Annotated in this window: 15 protein-coding genes and 1 pseudogene; 11 read left to right on the top strand and 5 right to left on the bottom strand. The window is 43.0% G+C overall.

Translation table 11 applies throughout. The annotated features are described in order from the left end of the window. The first annotated feature begins 5 nt into the window (after positions 1–5). From MKX41_RS24190 to MKX41_RS24170, 5 genes are all read left to right on the top strand, one after another. Positions 6–1,586: a response regulator gene (locus MKX41_RS24190; protein WP_305953466.1), complete on the top strand. Its 1,581-nt coding sequence runs from the start codon at positions 6–8 to the stop codon at positions 1,584–1,586. 168 nt (positions 1,587–1,754) lie between these two features. Further along, on the top strand, positions 1,755–2,675 hold the full coding sequence (locus MKX41_RS24185; protein WP_042192982.1) for an ABC transporter permease: 921 nt from the start codon (positions 1,755–1,757) through the stop codon (positions 2,673–2,675). Between the two features lie 39 nt (positions 2,676–2,714). Beyond that, the gene (locus tag MKX41_RS24180) at positions 2,715–3,596 is read left to right on the top strand and encodes a carbohydrate ABC transporter permease (protein WP_076285013.1); all 882 of its coding nucleotides are present in this window, start codon (positions 2,715–2,717) and stop codon (positions 3,594–3,596) included. Positions 3,597–3,649: 53 nt separating this feature from the next. After that, positions 3,650–5,245, top strand: a complete 1,596-nt coding sequence (locus MKX41_RS24175) for an ABC transporter substrate-binding protein (RefSeq protein ID WP_340973509.1) — start codon at positions 3,650–3,652, stop codon at positions 5,243–5,245. 243 nt (positions 5,246–5,488) lie between these two features. Continuing rightward, positions 5,489–6,073 carry a Crp/Fnr family transcriptional regulator gene (locus MKX41_RS24170; protein WP_076285011.1) on the top strand — a complete coding sequence of 195 codons (585 nt, stop codon included), beginning with the start codon at positions 5,489–5,491 and terminating at the stop codon, positions 6,071–6,073. A gap of 8 nt (positions 6,074–6,081) precedes the next feature. On the opposite strand, the gene MKX41_RS24165 is transcribed toward MKX41_RS24170, so the two are convergent. The 4 genes from MKX41_RS24165 to MKX41_RS24150 form a co-directional block, all read right to left on the bottom strand. After that, the gene (locus MKX41_RS24165; RefSeq protein WP_340973507.1) at positions 6,082–6,801 is read right to left on the bottom strand and encodes a DUF4386 domain-containing protein; all 720 of its coding nucleotides are present in this window, start codon (positions 6,799–6,801) and stop codon (positions 6,082–6,084) included. A 106-nt stretch (positions 6,802–6,907) separates the two neighbouring features. Beyond that, positions 6,908–7,183 (bottom strand): hypothetical protein, encoded by a 276-nt coding sequence (locus MKX41_RS24160; protein WP_340973506.1) that lies wholly within the window; start codon positions 7,181–7,183, stop codon positions 6,908–6,910. 20 nt (positions 7,184–7,203) lie between these two features. Further along, complete coding sequence (gene nudK, locus MKX41_RS24155) at positions 7,204–7,833, bottom strand: GDP-mannose pyrophosphatase NudK (protein WP_340973505.1); 630 nt, start codon at positions 7,831–7,833, stop codon at positions 7,204–7,206. A gap of 1 nt (position 7,834) precedes the next feature. Further along, positions 7,835–9,019 (bottom strand): MerR family transcriptional regulator, encoded by a 1,185-nt coding sequence (locus MKX41_RS24150; RefSeq protein ID WP_340975053.1) that lies wholly within the window; start codon positions 9,017–9,019, stop codon positions 7,835–7,837. A gap of 227 nt (positions 9,020–9,246) precedes the next feature. On the opposite strand from MKX41_RS24150, the gene MKX41_RS24145 reads away from it, so the two are divergent. The 4 genes and pseudogenes from MKX41_RS24145 to MKX41_RS24130 all read left to right on the top strand — a co-directional run bounded on the left by MKX41_RS24145 (position 9,247) and on the right by MKX41_RS24130 (position 10,814). Next, on the top strand, positions 9,247–9,531 hold the full coding sequence (locus MKX41_RS24145) for an alpha/beta-type small acid-soluble spore protein (protein ID WP_339267953.1): 285 nt from the start codon (positions 9,247–9,249) through the stop codon (positions 9,529–9,531). 191 nt (positions 9,532–9,722) lie between these two features. Next, positions 9,723–9,905 (top strand): annotated as a pseudogene (locus MKX41_RS24140) (YiaA/YiaB family inner membrane protein); the annotation flags it as partial. Positions 9,906–9,962: 57 nt separating this feature from the next. Further along, positions 9,963–10,199: a YiaA/YiaB family inner membrane protein gene (locus MKX41_RS24135; RefSeq protein ID WP_306035596.1), complete on the top strand. Its 237-nt coding sequence runs from the start codon at positions 9,963–9,965 to the stop codon at positions 10,197–10,199. 27 nt (positions 10,200–10,226) lie between these two features. Beyond that, positions 10,227–10,814 (top strand): DUF1349 domain-containing protein, encoded by a 588-nt coding sequence (locus tag MKX41_RS24130; protein WP_340973503.1) that lies wholly within the window; start codon positions 10,227–10,229, stop codon positions 10,812–10,814. Between the two features lie 98 nt (positions 10,815–10,912). Here MKX41_RS24130 and MKX41_RS24125 read toward each other — a convergent pair whose 3' ends face one another. Then, positions 10,913–11,515: a TetR/AcrR family transcriptional regulator gene (locus MKX41_RS24125; RefSeq protein WP_340973501.1), complete on the bottom strand. Its 603-nt coding sequence runs from the start codon at positions 11,513–11,515 to the stop codon at positions 10,913–10,915. Positions 11,516–11,651: 136 nt separating this feature from the next. Here MKX41_RS24125 and MKX41_RS24120 point away from each other — a divergent pair, with 136 nt between their 5' ends. Continuing rightward, a complete protein-coding gene (locus tag MKX41_RS24120; RefSeq protein WP_339244079.1) occupies positions 11,652–12,914 on the top strand; it encodes an MFS transporter in 1,263 nt (420 codons plus the stop codon). Positions 12,915–13,047: 133 nt separating this feature from the next. After that, positions 13,048–13,632 carry a spore coat protein gene (locus MKX41_RS24115; protein WP_042194715.1) on the top strand — a complete coding sequence of 195 codons (585 nt, stop codon included), beginning with the start codon at positions 13,048–13,050 and terminating at the stop codon, positions 13,630–13,632. Positions 13,633–13,636 lie beyond the last annotated feature (4 nt).

Below are 13,636 nucleotides of genomic sequence, written 5' to 3'. Positions count from 1 at the left end.
GAAGTATGGCGATGGAGATCAATGTTCTGTTGGTGGATGATGAAGTAATCGATTTGGAATGGCTTAGACGGCGTGTAGCCGGCAGTGATCATTTGCCTTTACATAGCGTGAGAACGGCAACAAGCGGGTTTGCCGCTCTGAAAATGATGGAGCAGCACCCTGTTGATATCATTCTCTCTGATATCGGTATGCCGATTATGTCAGGCGTGGAATTTGCACGGAAAGCGAAGGAGATTAACCCAGAGGTCCATATTCTATTTATTAGCGGACACCAGGATTTCAATTATGCCAAGGAAGCGATTCAATTGAACGCATACAGTTATTTGCTTAAGCCTGTGGATGATGACGAGCTGAACGAGACGCTGACCGAACTCTGCACAAAGATTGAGAAAGAGAGGACGCAGCGTACTTCCTTGTCGGAAACGCTGACGCTTGTTAATCAGGAGCTACTGCTGCGTTGGTTTAATGAGGCTGCACCGGGACAGGTTGAAACGCACATTCATAACGTTCTCACGCCATACTTACAAGGTGCATCAGCGGTTGCCATCATTGAGATCGACGACATGGCGCGAAAAATCCAAACCTGGACGGAAGAAGAGCGGAGTTTATGGAGCAGCACTGCCAATCAGTTTATCCGAAAGTTTGCTCAGGATCAAAATTTGGGCATGGTGATTACGACTTATGACTATCACTTTGTGATCCTTGCTGCGGTTCAGGAACAATATTTTACAGCTTTGCTGGAAGAGTTGATTCGGGCGTTCTATCAGGAGTTCTCCTGTTCGATTACGATCGGAAGAGGAATGTACACAACCGACCCGGTCAAGCTACATGATTCCTATCGGCAGGCGCAGGCCGCGCTAAGCATTAAATGGATCGTAGGGAAGAATAGGTTGATCCAAGATGCCTCGGAATGGTCTCCAAAGGAAAAGATGGCTTCGGACTTAGAGGTTATTGTGGATCGTATGCTTAAAGCTATGCTCGACTACGACCTTACCACTATTGATGATTGCTTGCTTCAGCTATTTGCCGGAGACAGCCCGATCTCCCAGAAAAACGACATCTACGATATCATTATCCGGATTACCTCTAAGCTTCATGCTGATCTGCAGCAAATGAATGAGCATTTGTACGAGATTTTGAATTGGGATTCTCATCATCCTTTTGTGCTGTTTCAGTTTGAAACGGTGCATGATATCCTTTCGTGGCTGAGAAGAAGATTCTTTGAACTGTCGGAGCTGCTTTATTTGAAACGCCAAAGGCAAAAGCGCAAGTTAATTGATGAAATTACGGAGTATGTGAAAGAAAGATTAGATCAAAAAATAACGCTAAACGAGGTCGCCGCACATTTCGACTTTACCCCTAACTATCTGGGGCATCTGTTCAAAGTCGAAACCAATAGTCTCTTCAGCGATTTTCTAAGTGAATTGCGTATGAAGCGGGTATGCGAGCTGCTCGAGGATCCTACGAAGAAAGTATACGAGATTGCGGAACAAGCCGGATATAAAAATATTATTTATTTCAATAGGCAGTTCAAGCAATATATGGGCATGTCGCCCGGCGAGTACCGGAAGAAAAATAAAATCTGAATCGATTACTTATTGAGGAGGCCCATGTTCTATATGGAACAGGGCTTCTTTTTTATCGAAATTGTTTATGAATCGTTGAATTAGTATTATGTTTAGTTGTTTCGCTGAATTATCTCACCGCCGCCGTCCTTTTATAATGAGAGATATAGAGAAGAAAGGGGTGCAAAGATGAAAGGGCATACATTTTGGAGCGATTTAAAAAACTATAGGGTTCTGTTGCTGATGCTGGCTCCGGCGGTTGCTTTTTTTCTTTTGTTTGCCTATGTCCCAATGGCGGGCATTATTATTGCCTTCAAGCATTATGATTACGCGGGCGGTATTTTTGGAAGTGCCTGGAACGGGCTCGATAACTTCCGCTTTTTCTTTGAATCAGGAGATGCCTGGCGGGTAACACGGAATACAGCATTGTACAATATTGCATTCATCGTTGTAAATAACTCTTTGCAAATTTTTGCAGCCATTATGTTGTTTGAGGTCGGTGGCAAATGGTTCCGCAAAATTACGCAATCGGCGTTGTTTCTTCCCTACTTTATTTCATGGGTAGTTGTCGGCGCGATTGCCTATAACCTGCTCAATTATGATATTGGTACTGTGAACGCACTCCTTAGAGGGCTCGGGCTAGAACCTATTGATATTTACAATACGCCTGCCTACTGGCCGTATATCCTAGTTCTCGTTTCCGCCTGGAAAGGCCTTGGATACGGAACAGTAATGTACTTGGCCGCGATTACGGGCATAGATACTGAACAGTATGAGGCAGCTGAAATCGATGGCGCCAATATTTTTCAGCGGATCCGGAAAGTGACGATTCCAAATCTTTACCCGACGATTATTATTTTGGTGCTGCTGGCGGTCGGGAATATTTTCCGCGGTGATTTCGGGATGTTTTATAACATGATCGGCAATAACGGTTTGTTGTTCTCTTCGACGGACGTTATCGATACTTTCGTGTTCAGATCGCTGATTACTTCGAATGATATCGGCATGTCGGCTGCGGCTGGCGTTTTCCAGTCCGTTCTTGGCTTCGCAACGATCATGACTGTGAACTATGCTGTTCGCAAATACGATAAAGACCGCGCCTTATTCTAACCGCATCAGAGGTACAGTTTTCATAATGGAGGTAACGATATGAAGCAGCTCGATCGTAAAATATTCTCGGGTATTGGTTATGTATCCCTAATCTTTCTCGCAATTTTATGTATATTCCCGTTTATACTTGTCGTATCTTCATCGCTGACGGAAGAGTCAAAAATATTAACAGATGGCTATCAATTTATACCTACGGCCTTCTCAACAGAAGCCTACAGCATTTTGTTTAAGTATCCCGACCAGATGATTCAAGCCTATATGGTGACCATAGGCGTTACTATAATAGGCACACTGTTTGGTTTGTTTCTGACTTCGATGACGGCTTATGCGCTATCCAGAAAAGATTTTAAATGGCGTAATAAATTTTCGTTCTTCTTTTTCTTTACAACTTTATTTAACGGGGGTCTGGTTCCTTGGTATCTGCTTATGGTCAATTATCTCCATATCAAAGATACATTGCTGGCTTTAGTGATTCCGATGATGCTCAACGTCTTCTACATCATTGTTATGAAGTCGTTTATGGGCAGCATTCCGGAAGCAATCGTAGAATCGGCTAAAATTGACGGTGCAGGCGATTTTAAGATCTACGCTCGTCTAATCCTGCCTCTCTCCAAGCCGGCGCTAGCGACTATTGGTTTGTTTCTGGCTCTTGCCTATTGGAACGACTGGTACAATGCCCTTCTATTTATTTCCGATGAGAAGCTGATGCCGCTTCAATATTATTTGTACAAAATGCTTGGCAATATGGATGGCATGCGAAAAGCCATGATGGGTGCAGGAGCAGTCGTAACCACATCGATCCCAAGCGAGAGCTTGAAGATGGCAATGACGGTTGTAGCTACAGGTCCGATTCTGCTCGCTTATCCATTCGTTCAGAGATATTTCGTTCAAGGCTTGACGATTGGCGCTGTAAAAGGATGAACCCGGGGAAATCCGGTTTATCAATATAATTAATACAAGGGGGAAGGCTTGAAATGCTGAGAAAAAATAGATTCATTATGCTCGCACTCGTTTTAACCTTCGTAATGATTTTGAGCGCATGTGGTGGTGGCAACAACAACGCCAATACACCCGCTAAGGCTACCAATAATGCCGCTGAGGTAACAAGTGAGCCCACAGAAACAGCGAGTGCAACGAATGCAGCCGAAACTTCAGATACCATAGACACCTCTAAAGAAGTAAAGTTGAAAATGATCTTCGTTGGGCCTAAACCGATAGACTATGATAGTGTTTTTGCTGAAATTAACAAGAAACTGAAAGAAAAAATTAATGCGACCCTTGAGGGGGAGTTCTTGGACTGGTCTGACTGGGCTCAAAAATATCCACTGAAGCTGGCAGCTAATGAAGATTTTGACCTCATCTATTCGGCAAACTGGGCTGGTTATAATGACCAGGCACTGAAAGGCGGATTTCTAGAATTAACCGATGAGCTAATTACCAAATATATGCCAAAAACTAAGGAAGCTATGTCAGATGTGAGCTGGGATCAGGCAAAAGTAAACGGCAAACTGTACATGGTTCCACAAAACAGAGGGGAATCTGTTGAAAAGCTGATTCTCTATCGTGAAGATTTGCGTAAGAAATACAATCTTCCCGAAATCAACAGCCCGGAAGCATATGCTACTTATTTGAAGACGATAGCAGAAAAGGAAAAAGGAATTACACCGTTCACTCCTGAAACGGGAGACTGGAAGTATCATAACTTGGACCGTGTATTATTGAAGCAGCAAAACGAATGGAATATGTTTGATCTAGATCTTCCATTTGCCTTCAAATTGACCGATGAAACAGGTAAAGTCTTTAACGTCTATGAAACGCAAGAGTTCAAAGATCTACTCGTGTATTACAAAGATCTCGCTGATAACAATGCTTGGTCAAAAAACGTTCTGAACAGTAAAAATGATCATCAGGCGGATTTTAAAGCAGGTAAAACCGCCTCGATTACGCATAATAACGGAACACTTGGAGCACTCATGGCTTTAATGCGCCAAGAAAATTCTCCTTATGAAGTAGCGTTGGCTGATATTAACCAAGGGAAGAAAAAATCAGTGGCGATTTCTACACAAAACGGTACGTCGATTCATGCGACTTCCAAAAATGTAGAACGTTCCTTGATGCTGATCGATCTGATGCAAAACGATAAAGAACTGCACGACCTGATGATGTACGGAATTAGTGGTGTGCACTATGAACCGGTTGGCGACACCAAATATAAAGCACTCGACAAAAATCCGAACTTTACCGGCTTCTCTAATTGGAACTTCAACTCGCCACTCAACCTTGACAATGAAGCATTCCCTCAAGAAGCTAACGATCTGGCTAAGGGCTGGGAAACTAACGTCTACCACTATGCCCTTGAAACCTTTGTATTCGACAATAGCAAAGTGAAGACGGAAATTGCCAATGTGGGCAACGTAATGCTCCGCTATGCCATTCCGCTTGAGTACGGCGTAATTAAAGATATCGACAAAGGCCTTGCAGATTTGAACAAACAGCTGAAATCAGCTGGCATTGATAAAATCCAAGCTGAGCTGCAAGCGCAAATCGATGCTTTCTTAGCAAACAAGTAATATACAGTACAGGATAAGGGAGGCCCAACAGTCATGAAATGGCTGTTGGGCCTCCCTGTTTTTTGAGATCGATTGTATATGAAGGCGCTATCGGACGCAGCCGAGCGGCGTATGAAGAGTTCTGAGGTTGCATTTGTTTTAGTATGAGCTAGTATAATAAGGCAAGAAGCTCCCTCTCGGGAGCCTAAATAGCTTCAAGGGCATCATAAGCGGGCCATTAGCTTCGGAAGATTGGAGAGAGATATGAAAAATATATTGTATAAGTATATGAGTAAATTTACATCTCTTAACGAAGAGGATCAGCAGGATATTGTTGAGGGTATCCTTATAGAGGAATTTAAAAAGGGGACAGTGCTCCTTAGACAAGGAGATGTTCCCACAAAATGTTTTTTCGTGCTAAAAGGTTGTGTTAGGCAGTACTCGATAGATGAATCGGGAAAAGAAGTCACATCTAATTTCTACACAGAAGAGCAAGCGGCTTCGATTTTTAATCGGCATCAAGAAAGTAAGCCCTCTGCGTACACCTTAACCTGTCTAGAAGATAGCACATTGGTGGTTGGTGAACTTTATGCGGAACAAGACATGCTTCACAAACACTCGCAATTGGAAACGATGATCCGCAAAATGGTAGAGGAGAACTTAGGTGAGGTACAGGACGAATTAACTTCATTTATCGCTTCCAATCCTGAAGAACGTTACAAAGCTTTGTTGCGAAAAAGACCTCACTTACTCACTCGCGTACCTCAGCATCAATTGGCCAGCTATCTGGGGATGACACCAGAGTCATTAAGTAGAATTAAGAAGCGGGTTCATTCCAGTGATAACTAAAAAGAAAGTCATACAGTTTTGTGGAGTTTTCCTCCTCTAAGCAGCAGCCATATCCCAAAGCCTAGTTCTCCTACAATCATAGGAATAGTGAAAACGTAATTTAATATTGTAATGACCCCTTCGTATTGTGGAAGAAATATTTTGCTTAGATGAATGATCATATAACCTATTGAAGCAAGCAGCAATAAGATGCCGATTACTTTAGGGATGATGTCAGACTTTAAAGCCACATAGCCCACAATTAACAGATGCCCGCCAAAAACGACTAACCCCATAGACCAAAGCCATTGAAATGCTTCCAGAAATAACATCATAAATGCTTGAGTCTGTTGAATTTTTAATGAGGAAAAGTCGATTGTATTTCCCGTGAGCAGCAGCACAACTATCAGGTTTAGTATAGCGATTGCCAATATAGCGGAATAGGTTAGACGGAGCCATGCGCCGAGTAAGGAGAGCTTTTGGTTAATCGGTTCTAGAAACACATAAAACGCCCAGGCGACCAGGATGTCAGTAATCATAATGATGATCCAACCCAAAATTTCACCTTTGAAAAGGTTAGTGGATGACACGAGGTTATTGAATGTGACGCTGGCATCGCCCTGAACAACAAGATTCCCATGGACAAAGCCATACGAAAAAAATGAGGCAAGGGTCATGATAATAAGTGAGATTCCAGCAGTTAAAGCGGACTTTCGCTGATTCGATAGATCTTTTTCTGAGATAGCCATAGATAGCCTCCTAAAGGACTTTTTATTTTCATTGTAATTAGGAGTAGTATGGCGGGCATTGACTTAAATCAAGAGTGCATCATCAGACAGAAAAAAATGCTTATTATCACAATAACGGAAGTTCATCCAGCCGTTCGTAAATCAACAATCCTTTCTCTTGCGCAACCTGTACCATTTCATCGGCACCCTGAGATGATCCTCCAACTCGAAGCACGGCATCACAGTAATTAAGCAGGCGAATGGAAGACGGATGGAAAATCCGGTTGAAAACGTCGTCTCCTAGATTAGTGGAACCGGCTGTAGCAATAAGAGGCAAAGCATACCACTCCCCCAGCACTGGCATATGCCCAGCCTCGTAAACTTGAAGAGCAATTTTATTCATGTATTTGACATTTTCCTCTATTAATCGATAAGGATATGCAGCGGTTTTGATTTTACCTTCAAGAGACCTTGGATCTGAGCGTATTGGAGCAGCATTACCGTCTTAGCATCACGAATCTCGCCGCTTTGGACCATGTCAAGCGCTTGAGCAAACGGAAGTTCCACTACTTCAATATTTTCCTGTTCCGCCTCAAGTCCCCCACCAGGACCAGTTGTCATGACGTCACTATACTCAGCTACAAAGAAGTGAAGGGTTTCGGTAACGGATCCTGGTGACATATAGACCTCGCCAACTTTCTGCACTCGGTCGATATGGTATCCCGTCTCTTCCTCCGTTTCCCTCAGAATACTTTCTTCTGGTGTTTCTTTATCGAGTAGCCCCGCGCAGGTTTCGATAAGCATTCCAGTCACATTGCCGTTTAGATAAGTAGGCATTCGGAATTGTCTCGTAAGTACGATGGTTTGTTTGTGTCGATTATAGAGTAGAATGGTCGCTCCGTTGCCTCGGTCATACACTTCACGGGATTGTGTCTCCCATTGTCCATTTTCTTTTTCATACTTGAATGTGATCTTCTTTAAGATGTACCAGTTATCCGATAGAAGTTCCTCTTTTATGATCCGTACTCTTGGGTTGTAATACTGTGCCTTCATCTCATTTCCTCCCTAGAAAAATCCCATTTTCTTTAGTCATTTCGAGGGCTCCATTCTCCTGTAGAAGCCGATTGACGTGGCTTCGAAATTTGTCTATAGCCGCACCGACAAGCCGCTCCTTTGCGTTCATCGGGGTCGATATCATATATTCAATCAGGGGTTCGGCTTCGTCGACTAACAGACGGTCGTTGTAACGTAGTAACCGAAGATCGGAGAAGCAAGAAGACAGCAGGTCTCCTCCGTTACCCAGATTAAATCGTTTAATAGCTTGATCCAATACATGAAGGTCGGGGTCGAACGAGACCGCCAATTGTTCAATCTCTTGTAGGTGTTGAGTGCTCATTGTAGAGGTGCATATTATACCCCCTCGCTTTAGTACGCGGTGTATCTCGTGGATCGCTTTAGGGATGTTTGGCACGTGATACAGCATGTTGTTAGCGATAACCACATCGAAATGCTCATCGTGGAAGGGGATTTGTTGCGCGTCAACAGATAAGAGCTTAAACTGTGAACTTTTACTTCCTAAGCGGCAACGTGCTTCTTCTACCATCCCGCTCGAAATATCAGTAAGTGTGATGCGCCAGCTGCTTGGAATTCGTTCGGCGTTTCTTATCCAAAAGGTCCCATCGCCGCCACCTAACTCTAGAATGTGGGCTCCAGGGTGCACCTCCAGTTGTTCAAAGACCCAATTATGCCAGCCTTGCGGATTTGTACTGAACTTGTCATAAAGATGTATCCGCGTTTGCAAGCGGCTCGCCGTCCGATACTGTTCCCCCCAATCTTGCTTACTCTGCAAGGTTTGAATAACATTTGCTAAGTGGTTCCAATCAGACCGATTGACCGACATTTGCATAGCATCTCGTATTGCATGAACTACATGCTCCGTATGAGTGATTTTTCTCTGTAGAACATCGAGCTGTGCTTGTAACGAATGTCTGATCTCCCCTATGGATAGCGACTCTGCATCTAAGATGTCTTTTATTTCTTGAAGTGATAGCCCTAAGTATTTCAACGTTTGAATCTGCTGCAATTTTTCTAGGTCTTTCATGTTATAAGATCTTATCGATCCCGCGTGATGATTTTCTGGAATTAGAAGCCCAATCTGATCGTAATATCGCAATGTCCTGACCGTTATTCCTGTACGCTTTGCAAGCTGCCCTGTCGTTAAATAGTTCTCTTTGTACATCCTTTCCTCACATCCAATCGATTGCTCCAGCGTGTTGTTCTCAGTTAGTATAGCAGGTGACGTAACGTCACCTTCAAGCAAAATTTATGTATAAGAAACAGAGGGCAAGCACCCTGACAGCAGATGGCCTTTCAGAGCCCTCTTGGAAATAATCGGAGCAAATCAACAAGGGTGGAGATTTCGTTTTCCGGGCATGTTACTTAAAACATGTTAGGAGGGGATAAGGGATGTCCAGAAGAAACAGGAAATATGTAGTGCCGGGAGTCAATCGCGGGATGCAAACGTTTAAGGCCGAGGTGATGCGTCGCGAGGGTTATGATGTAGATCCGGAGCGGCCTGATGATGTGAAATATGAAGTCGCAAAAGAACTTGGTATCCCATTGGAACACGGTGAGAATGGACATTTGAGCACAGAATCAGTGGGTCAGATTGGTGGAAAAATTGGTGGATCGATGGTCCGCGAGATGGTTCGTCTCGCACAGCAGCAATTGGTGGATCAGGAAAGGGAGTAGCATTTTTTCTAAATCATAAAGTTGCAGAAAATATAGGAGGCGGCTTTAGTCCTGAATTGCCTGGGACTGAGACCGTTTTCTTTGTGTTTCCCAAAACAACCTAATTAATGGTAGAATTTTACCGATGTTCCACGGTATAGTGAAGAAGGCTATAACACCATTCAATTCTGTATTGGGAGAGGAATCGTCTGATGAATCAGAGGTATCGTAAACGCAACACAGCTGCTTTCACAGGGGTATCGTATTTTGCATTGGCTGCAGGTCTTTTTCTATTCTGTTTGGGGGTGTACAACGACGATTGGGAATTGAACGTGAAAGGGTATTATTTGCTTTGCATGGTGTTAATTACGATTAGCTGTATCGTTGTGCAAAAGGTCGTTAGAGACAATTCAGAGGATAAAGAAATTAAGCTAGAAAATCCGAAACACAGGATGAGAAATACAGGGGCTTTCACAATTATGGCTTTTGCAGGCTTGGTTATTGGGTATGTAATGTTCTTTATTGGTCTGTACAATGCTCCATTTCAATTGAATGTAAAGGGGTATTATATAGCTGTTATTCTGTTGATTTCATATAGCGCCGTTGGCGTTCAGAAAGTGACGAGAGATAACGCGGAGGACAAAGAGATTCTCGCCGAGCAAGATGCCAGAAGGGACATTCAAGGGTAAAGAGGGACCTAGATAAGGAGCAGTGAGATGAACTTTTTAAAAGAAAATCTTTTTTGGCAGTATCCAGTAAACACTTTTTCTATTACAGATGAGAAGATTGAAATTATAACTGAGCCTAATACGGATTTTTGGCAACGCACCTATTATGGGTTCAGGAACGATAATGCACCTGCGTTGCTAATGAAGACGGATGAGAAATACTTTTCTTTTATAGTGAAAACTGATTTTGACAGCGCTCATAGATTTGACCAGTGTGGAGTAATTGTCTATCAGGACAGTGACAATTGGTTCAAGGCATCGATTGAATATGAGAATGAAGAATATCAAAGATTGGGTAGTGTGGTTACGAATCATGGATATTCAGACTGGGCAACAACAGATCTCGACGCAACAATAAAAACAATGTATTACAGATTAAGTCGACGTGGGAGTGACTTCTGCGTTGAAAACTCTTTAGATGGGAATACCTTTAAGCAGATGCGTATTTTTCATTTGTTTGAAGGGAGTGAGCATATCAACTTTGGTTTATATGCTTGTAGCCCAGAGGATTCGTCATTTAAAGCAACATTTACAGAAATAGAAATCACAGAATGTCAGTGGTTGGAACATAAATAAAGTTAAGGAACTAAGATTAAGCTAAAGGAGCCTCGTGAGTAGTGACGAAGCTCCTTTTTATTTTAAAATCTTTGTATGTTAAAAAAGTTTTGAGTGAACTAACTAGGTTCGCGTAGACACTCTTTTTTTAAATAAGCAGCAAAGCTCTTGATATTCATCCGTATATGCCGATTATTTCCCTCGAGCTTACTCATCATGATGCCGCCCTCCATGATGGAAAGGGAGAAGGTAGCTAGTGCCTCAATGTCGAGATCTGCTTTGAATTCACCACTTTGTACACCTTCAGAAATGATTTTCATTTTGGATTCCAGTGTGCCTATTAGGGCTTGCTGGGCTTTTTCACGCAAGCCTGGATGACTGTCGTCGCTTTCAATAGCCGTGTTGAGGAGCGGACACCCTCCAATAAAGGGTGGCGCTTCAACTACTTTCTCATACACATGTAAATAAGCTAATAGCTTGCCAGAGGCCGTTTCTTGCTGACTAATGGCATGAGCTAGTTGGGCCCCCACAATACTACCCGCATAGCTAAAGGCTTCATATGCAATCTCATTCTTACTGGAAAAATGACGATAAATGCCACCTTTCTTAATGCCTGTCAATTCTGTTATATCAGATAAGGATGAGCCCGAATATCCTTTCTGGTTAAACAGTTCAGCGGCTTTAGCTATGATGTAATTGCGAGTCTTCTCACCCTTTTCCATTGTCATCCTCCGCCCTTAATTGTATATGTACACGTAGTATATCAAATGAAATTATTCTGTTGCAAAGAAAAGCAGCTATGCTATTATAAAAGATACCAATCGGTATCTTTTATAATAGACAGGGGTGGAAACCATAATGGAAACGACATGGTTTAAGGAATCCAGGTATGCATGGATTGGATTAGGATCTCTCTGGGTTATTGGATTTATTGGTGCATTGACTCGCTTCAGCTTGTCTTTTTTTCAGGTGCAAATATCGACGGATTTACAGATTAGCAGAGGATTCATCTCAATGGCATGGTCCACCAATTTATTCATCGTAGCCGTATGCGCGCCTTTGGGGGGCTGGCTCGTGGATCGTTATGGCACAAAGAAGATACTAATGTTAAGTGCAATCATGAGTACTTTGGGTACTGGTATTGTCGTGTTAGGCCACCATCCTATTGTCTTTTTTATTGGATACGGTGTTATCTCTGGTTTGGCAGGTATTGGGGCGACGACAAATTATATATTGATGTTTGAATGGTTTCGGCATCATCGGGCTAAGGCAATGGCCTTGCTGGCGAGTGCATCTTCTGTAGGATTAGCGATTATTACACCCATTTTCGTATCCATGGACTGGCTGACTTGGAAAAACGCCTTTATGGCTTCTTTTATCCTAGGTGTTTGTGTAACACTTCCCGTAATTTGGTTAGGAATTAAGAGTTCACAACAGAAAAATACGGAGAGAGCTCCTTCGGATCGTTCAATAGAAGTCGAAGGTCAAGATACATCACCTAGAGTAACTCCACCGTCGAAGAAATTTATTTCTCTTCCTATCTTTGTCGTAGTCGCGATTGCGCTGTTCACCTGCGGTATCAATATGGGATCCGTCGAGATGAATTTGGTAGCCATACATCAGTTGGCAGATGTATCACCAAGCATGATCGCCTTATCTATGAGCATCCTTGGTATTATGGAAATCACGGGGGCACTCATTTGCGGCTATTTTCTGGACCGATACAATAAATTAATGATGATGTCTCTATTGTATGGCATTCGCATTATAGGTTTTGCTTTCCTCTTTATGCACTTGGGAAGTTCACCTATTCTTTTTGCTATAGCGTTCGGAATTACCTACTTAAGTGCATTACCAGGTGGAATGCTTGTCATTAATGAGTTTGCAAAGGGTAAAGGAAAACATACCGGTGTTCTACTTCTCATGCACCAGGGCGGCGGTATAGTAGGTGTATTAATCGGAGGCCTATCCTTCGATTATTTTGGGAATTATCAGAACTTAATTGTAGTTGATGTTATAATCTGTATCCTCGTAACGCTAGGGTACTTCGGATTATTCACGACACATAGAAGGAATCTTCGGATTCAAAATAAGAAGGTTGCAGTAAGTGAGGCACTTTGACTTAGATATGGAGGGATGTAAATATAACTGCGTGCATAATTGGCTATCTTGTCCTTCATATTATAGAGGGTACTCATCTAAGAACAAAGGAGAATATAATTTGCAGCAGCAACCACAGTTAGGAAGTATAACGATGGGCGGACAGCAGCTAGGTCATGGCGCTCACGAAATGTTCGATGTGCACGAGGTATTGTCCTGCCAGATCAATTTACTGGACCAGTTCATGATGTTCAGAACCTTTGTACAGGATCAAGAGCTATTGTCTATCTTGGATCGGCAGTACAATTTCATGCTGGATCAGTACAACTTGACCTGCCAATGCTTTAAGACAGGGCAAAAGCCAAGCCAGGAAACGGCTACCTATCTTATCCCGAATATGACACAGCCGGTTTACGGCCTCCAACCGGCCCCGCCCAAGAAGCCTAACTCGTCACTGGCGGATGTGAAAGATGCGGGCGTCAGCGGGTATATGCTGGGTCTAATCAAATCCCATGCCTCACTGCTGGCCATGTCTTCACCGGAAGTGACGAACCCAGCGTTGCGTCGGGTGCTGGCTTCACAGGTGCAGCATTTTATTGAAATGGGATATGAGTTGTTCCTTTATCAGAACAAACATGCCTATTATCAGGTTCCGCAGCTTCAGGTTTCAGTAATACAGCAGATGCTGGATGCCTATGTTCCCGCTGCCGGATCTCCTCAGATGCCCGTAAATAACTAGGGCG

Origin of the sequence: Paenibacillus sp. FSL R5-0475 (assembly GCF_038004585.1) — a bacterium.
Classification (GTDB): domain Bacteria; phylum Bacillota; class Bacilli; order Paenibacillales; family Paenibacillaceae; genus Paenibacillus_AQ.
The sequence above is the reverse complement of the archived record's forward strand: the minus strand, read 5'-3'. Positions and strand labels throughout refer to the sequence as shown.

Bases quoted from the DNA above. Each gene is read 5' to 3' on its own strand.
- MKX41_RS24150 (WP_340975053.1), bottom strand. From the start codon at position 9,019: ATGTACAAAGAGAACTATTTAACGACAGGGCAGCTTGCAAAGCGTACA.
- nudK (WP_340973505.1), bottom strand. From the start codon at position 7,833: ATGAAGGCACAGTATTACAACCCAAGAGTACGGATCATAAAAGAGGAA.
- MKX41_RS24145 (WP_339267953.1), top strand. From the start codon at position 9,247: ATGTCCAGAAGAAACAGGAAATATGTAGTGCCGGGAGTCAATCGCGGG.
- MKX41_RS24185 (WP_042192982.1), top strand. From the start codon at position 1,755: ATGAAAGGGCATACATTTTGGAGCGATTTAAAAAACTATAGGGTTCTG.
- MKX41_RS24130 (WP_340973503.1), top strand. From the start codon at position 10,227: ATGAACTTTTTAAAAGAAAATCTTTTTTGGCAGTATCCAGTAAACACT.
- MKX41_RS24165 (WP_340973507.1), bottom strand. From the start codon at position 6,801: ATGGCTATCTCAGAAAAAGATCTATCGAATCAGCGAAAGTCCGCTTTA.
- MKX41_RS24170 (WP_076285011.1), top strand. From the start codon at position 5,489: ATGAAAAATATATTGTATAAGTATATGAGTAAATTTACATCTCTTAAC.
- MKX41_RS24120 (WP_339244079.1), top strand. From the start codon at position 11,652: ATGGAAACGACATGGTTTAAGGAATCCAGGTATGCATGGATTGGATTA.
- MKX41_RS24135 (WP_306035596.1), top strand. From the start codon at position 9,963: ATGAGAAATACAGGGGCTTTCACAATTATGGCTTTTGCAGGCTTGGTT.
- MKX41_RS24125 (WP_340973501.1), bottom strand. From the start codon at position 11,515: ATGGAAAAGGGTGAGAAGACTCGCAATTACATCATAGCTAAAGCCGCT.
- MKX41_RS24180 (WP_076285013.1), top strand. From the start codon at position 2,715: ATGAAGCAGCTCGATCGTAAAATATTCTCGGGTATTGGTTATGTATCC.
- MKX41_RS24190 (WP_305953466.1), top strand. From the start codon at position 6: ATGGCGATGGAGATCAATGTTCTGTTGGTGGATGATGAAGTAATCGAT.
- MKX41_RS24160 (WP_340973506.1), bottom strand. From the start codon at position 7,183: ATGAATAAAATTGCTCTTCAAGTTTACGAGGCTGGGCATATGCCAGTG.
- MKX41_RS24175 (WP_340973509.1), top strand. From the start codon at position 3,650: ATGCTGAGAAAAAATAGATTCATTATGCTCGCACTCGTTTTAACCTTC.
- MKX41_RS24115 (WP_042194715.1), top strand. From the start codon at position 13,048: ATGGGCGGACAGCAGCTAGGTCATGGCGCTCACGAAATGTTCGATGTG.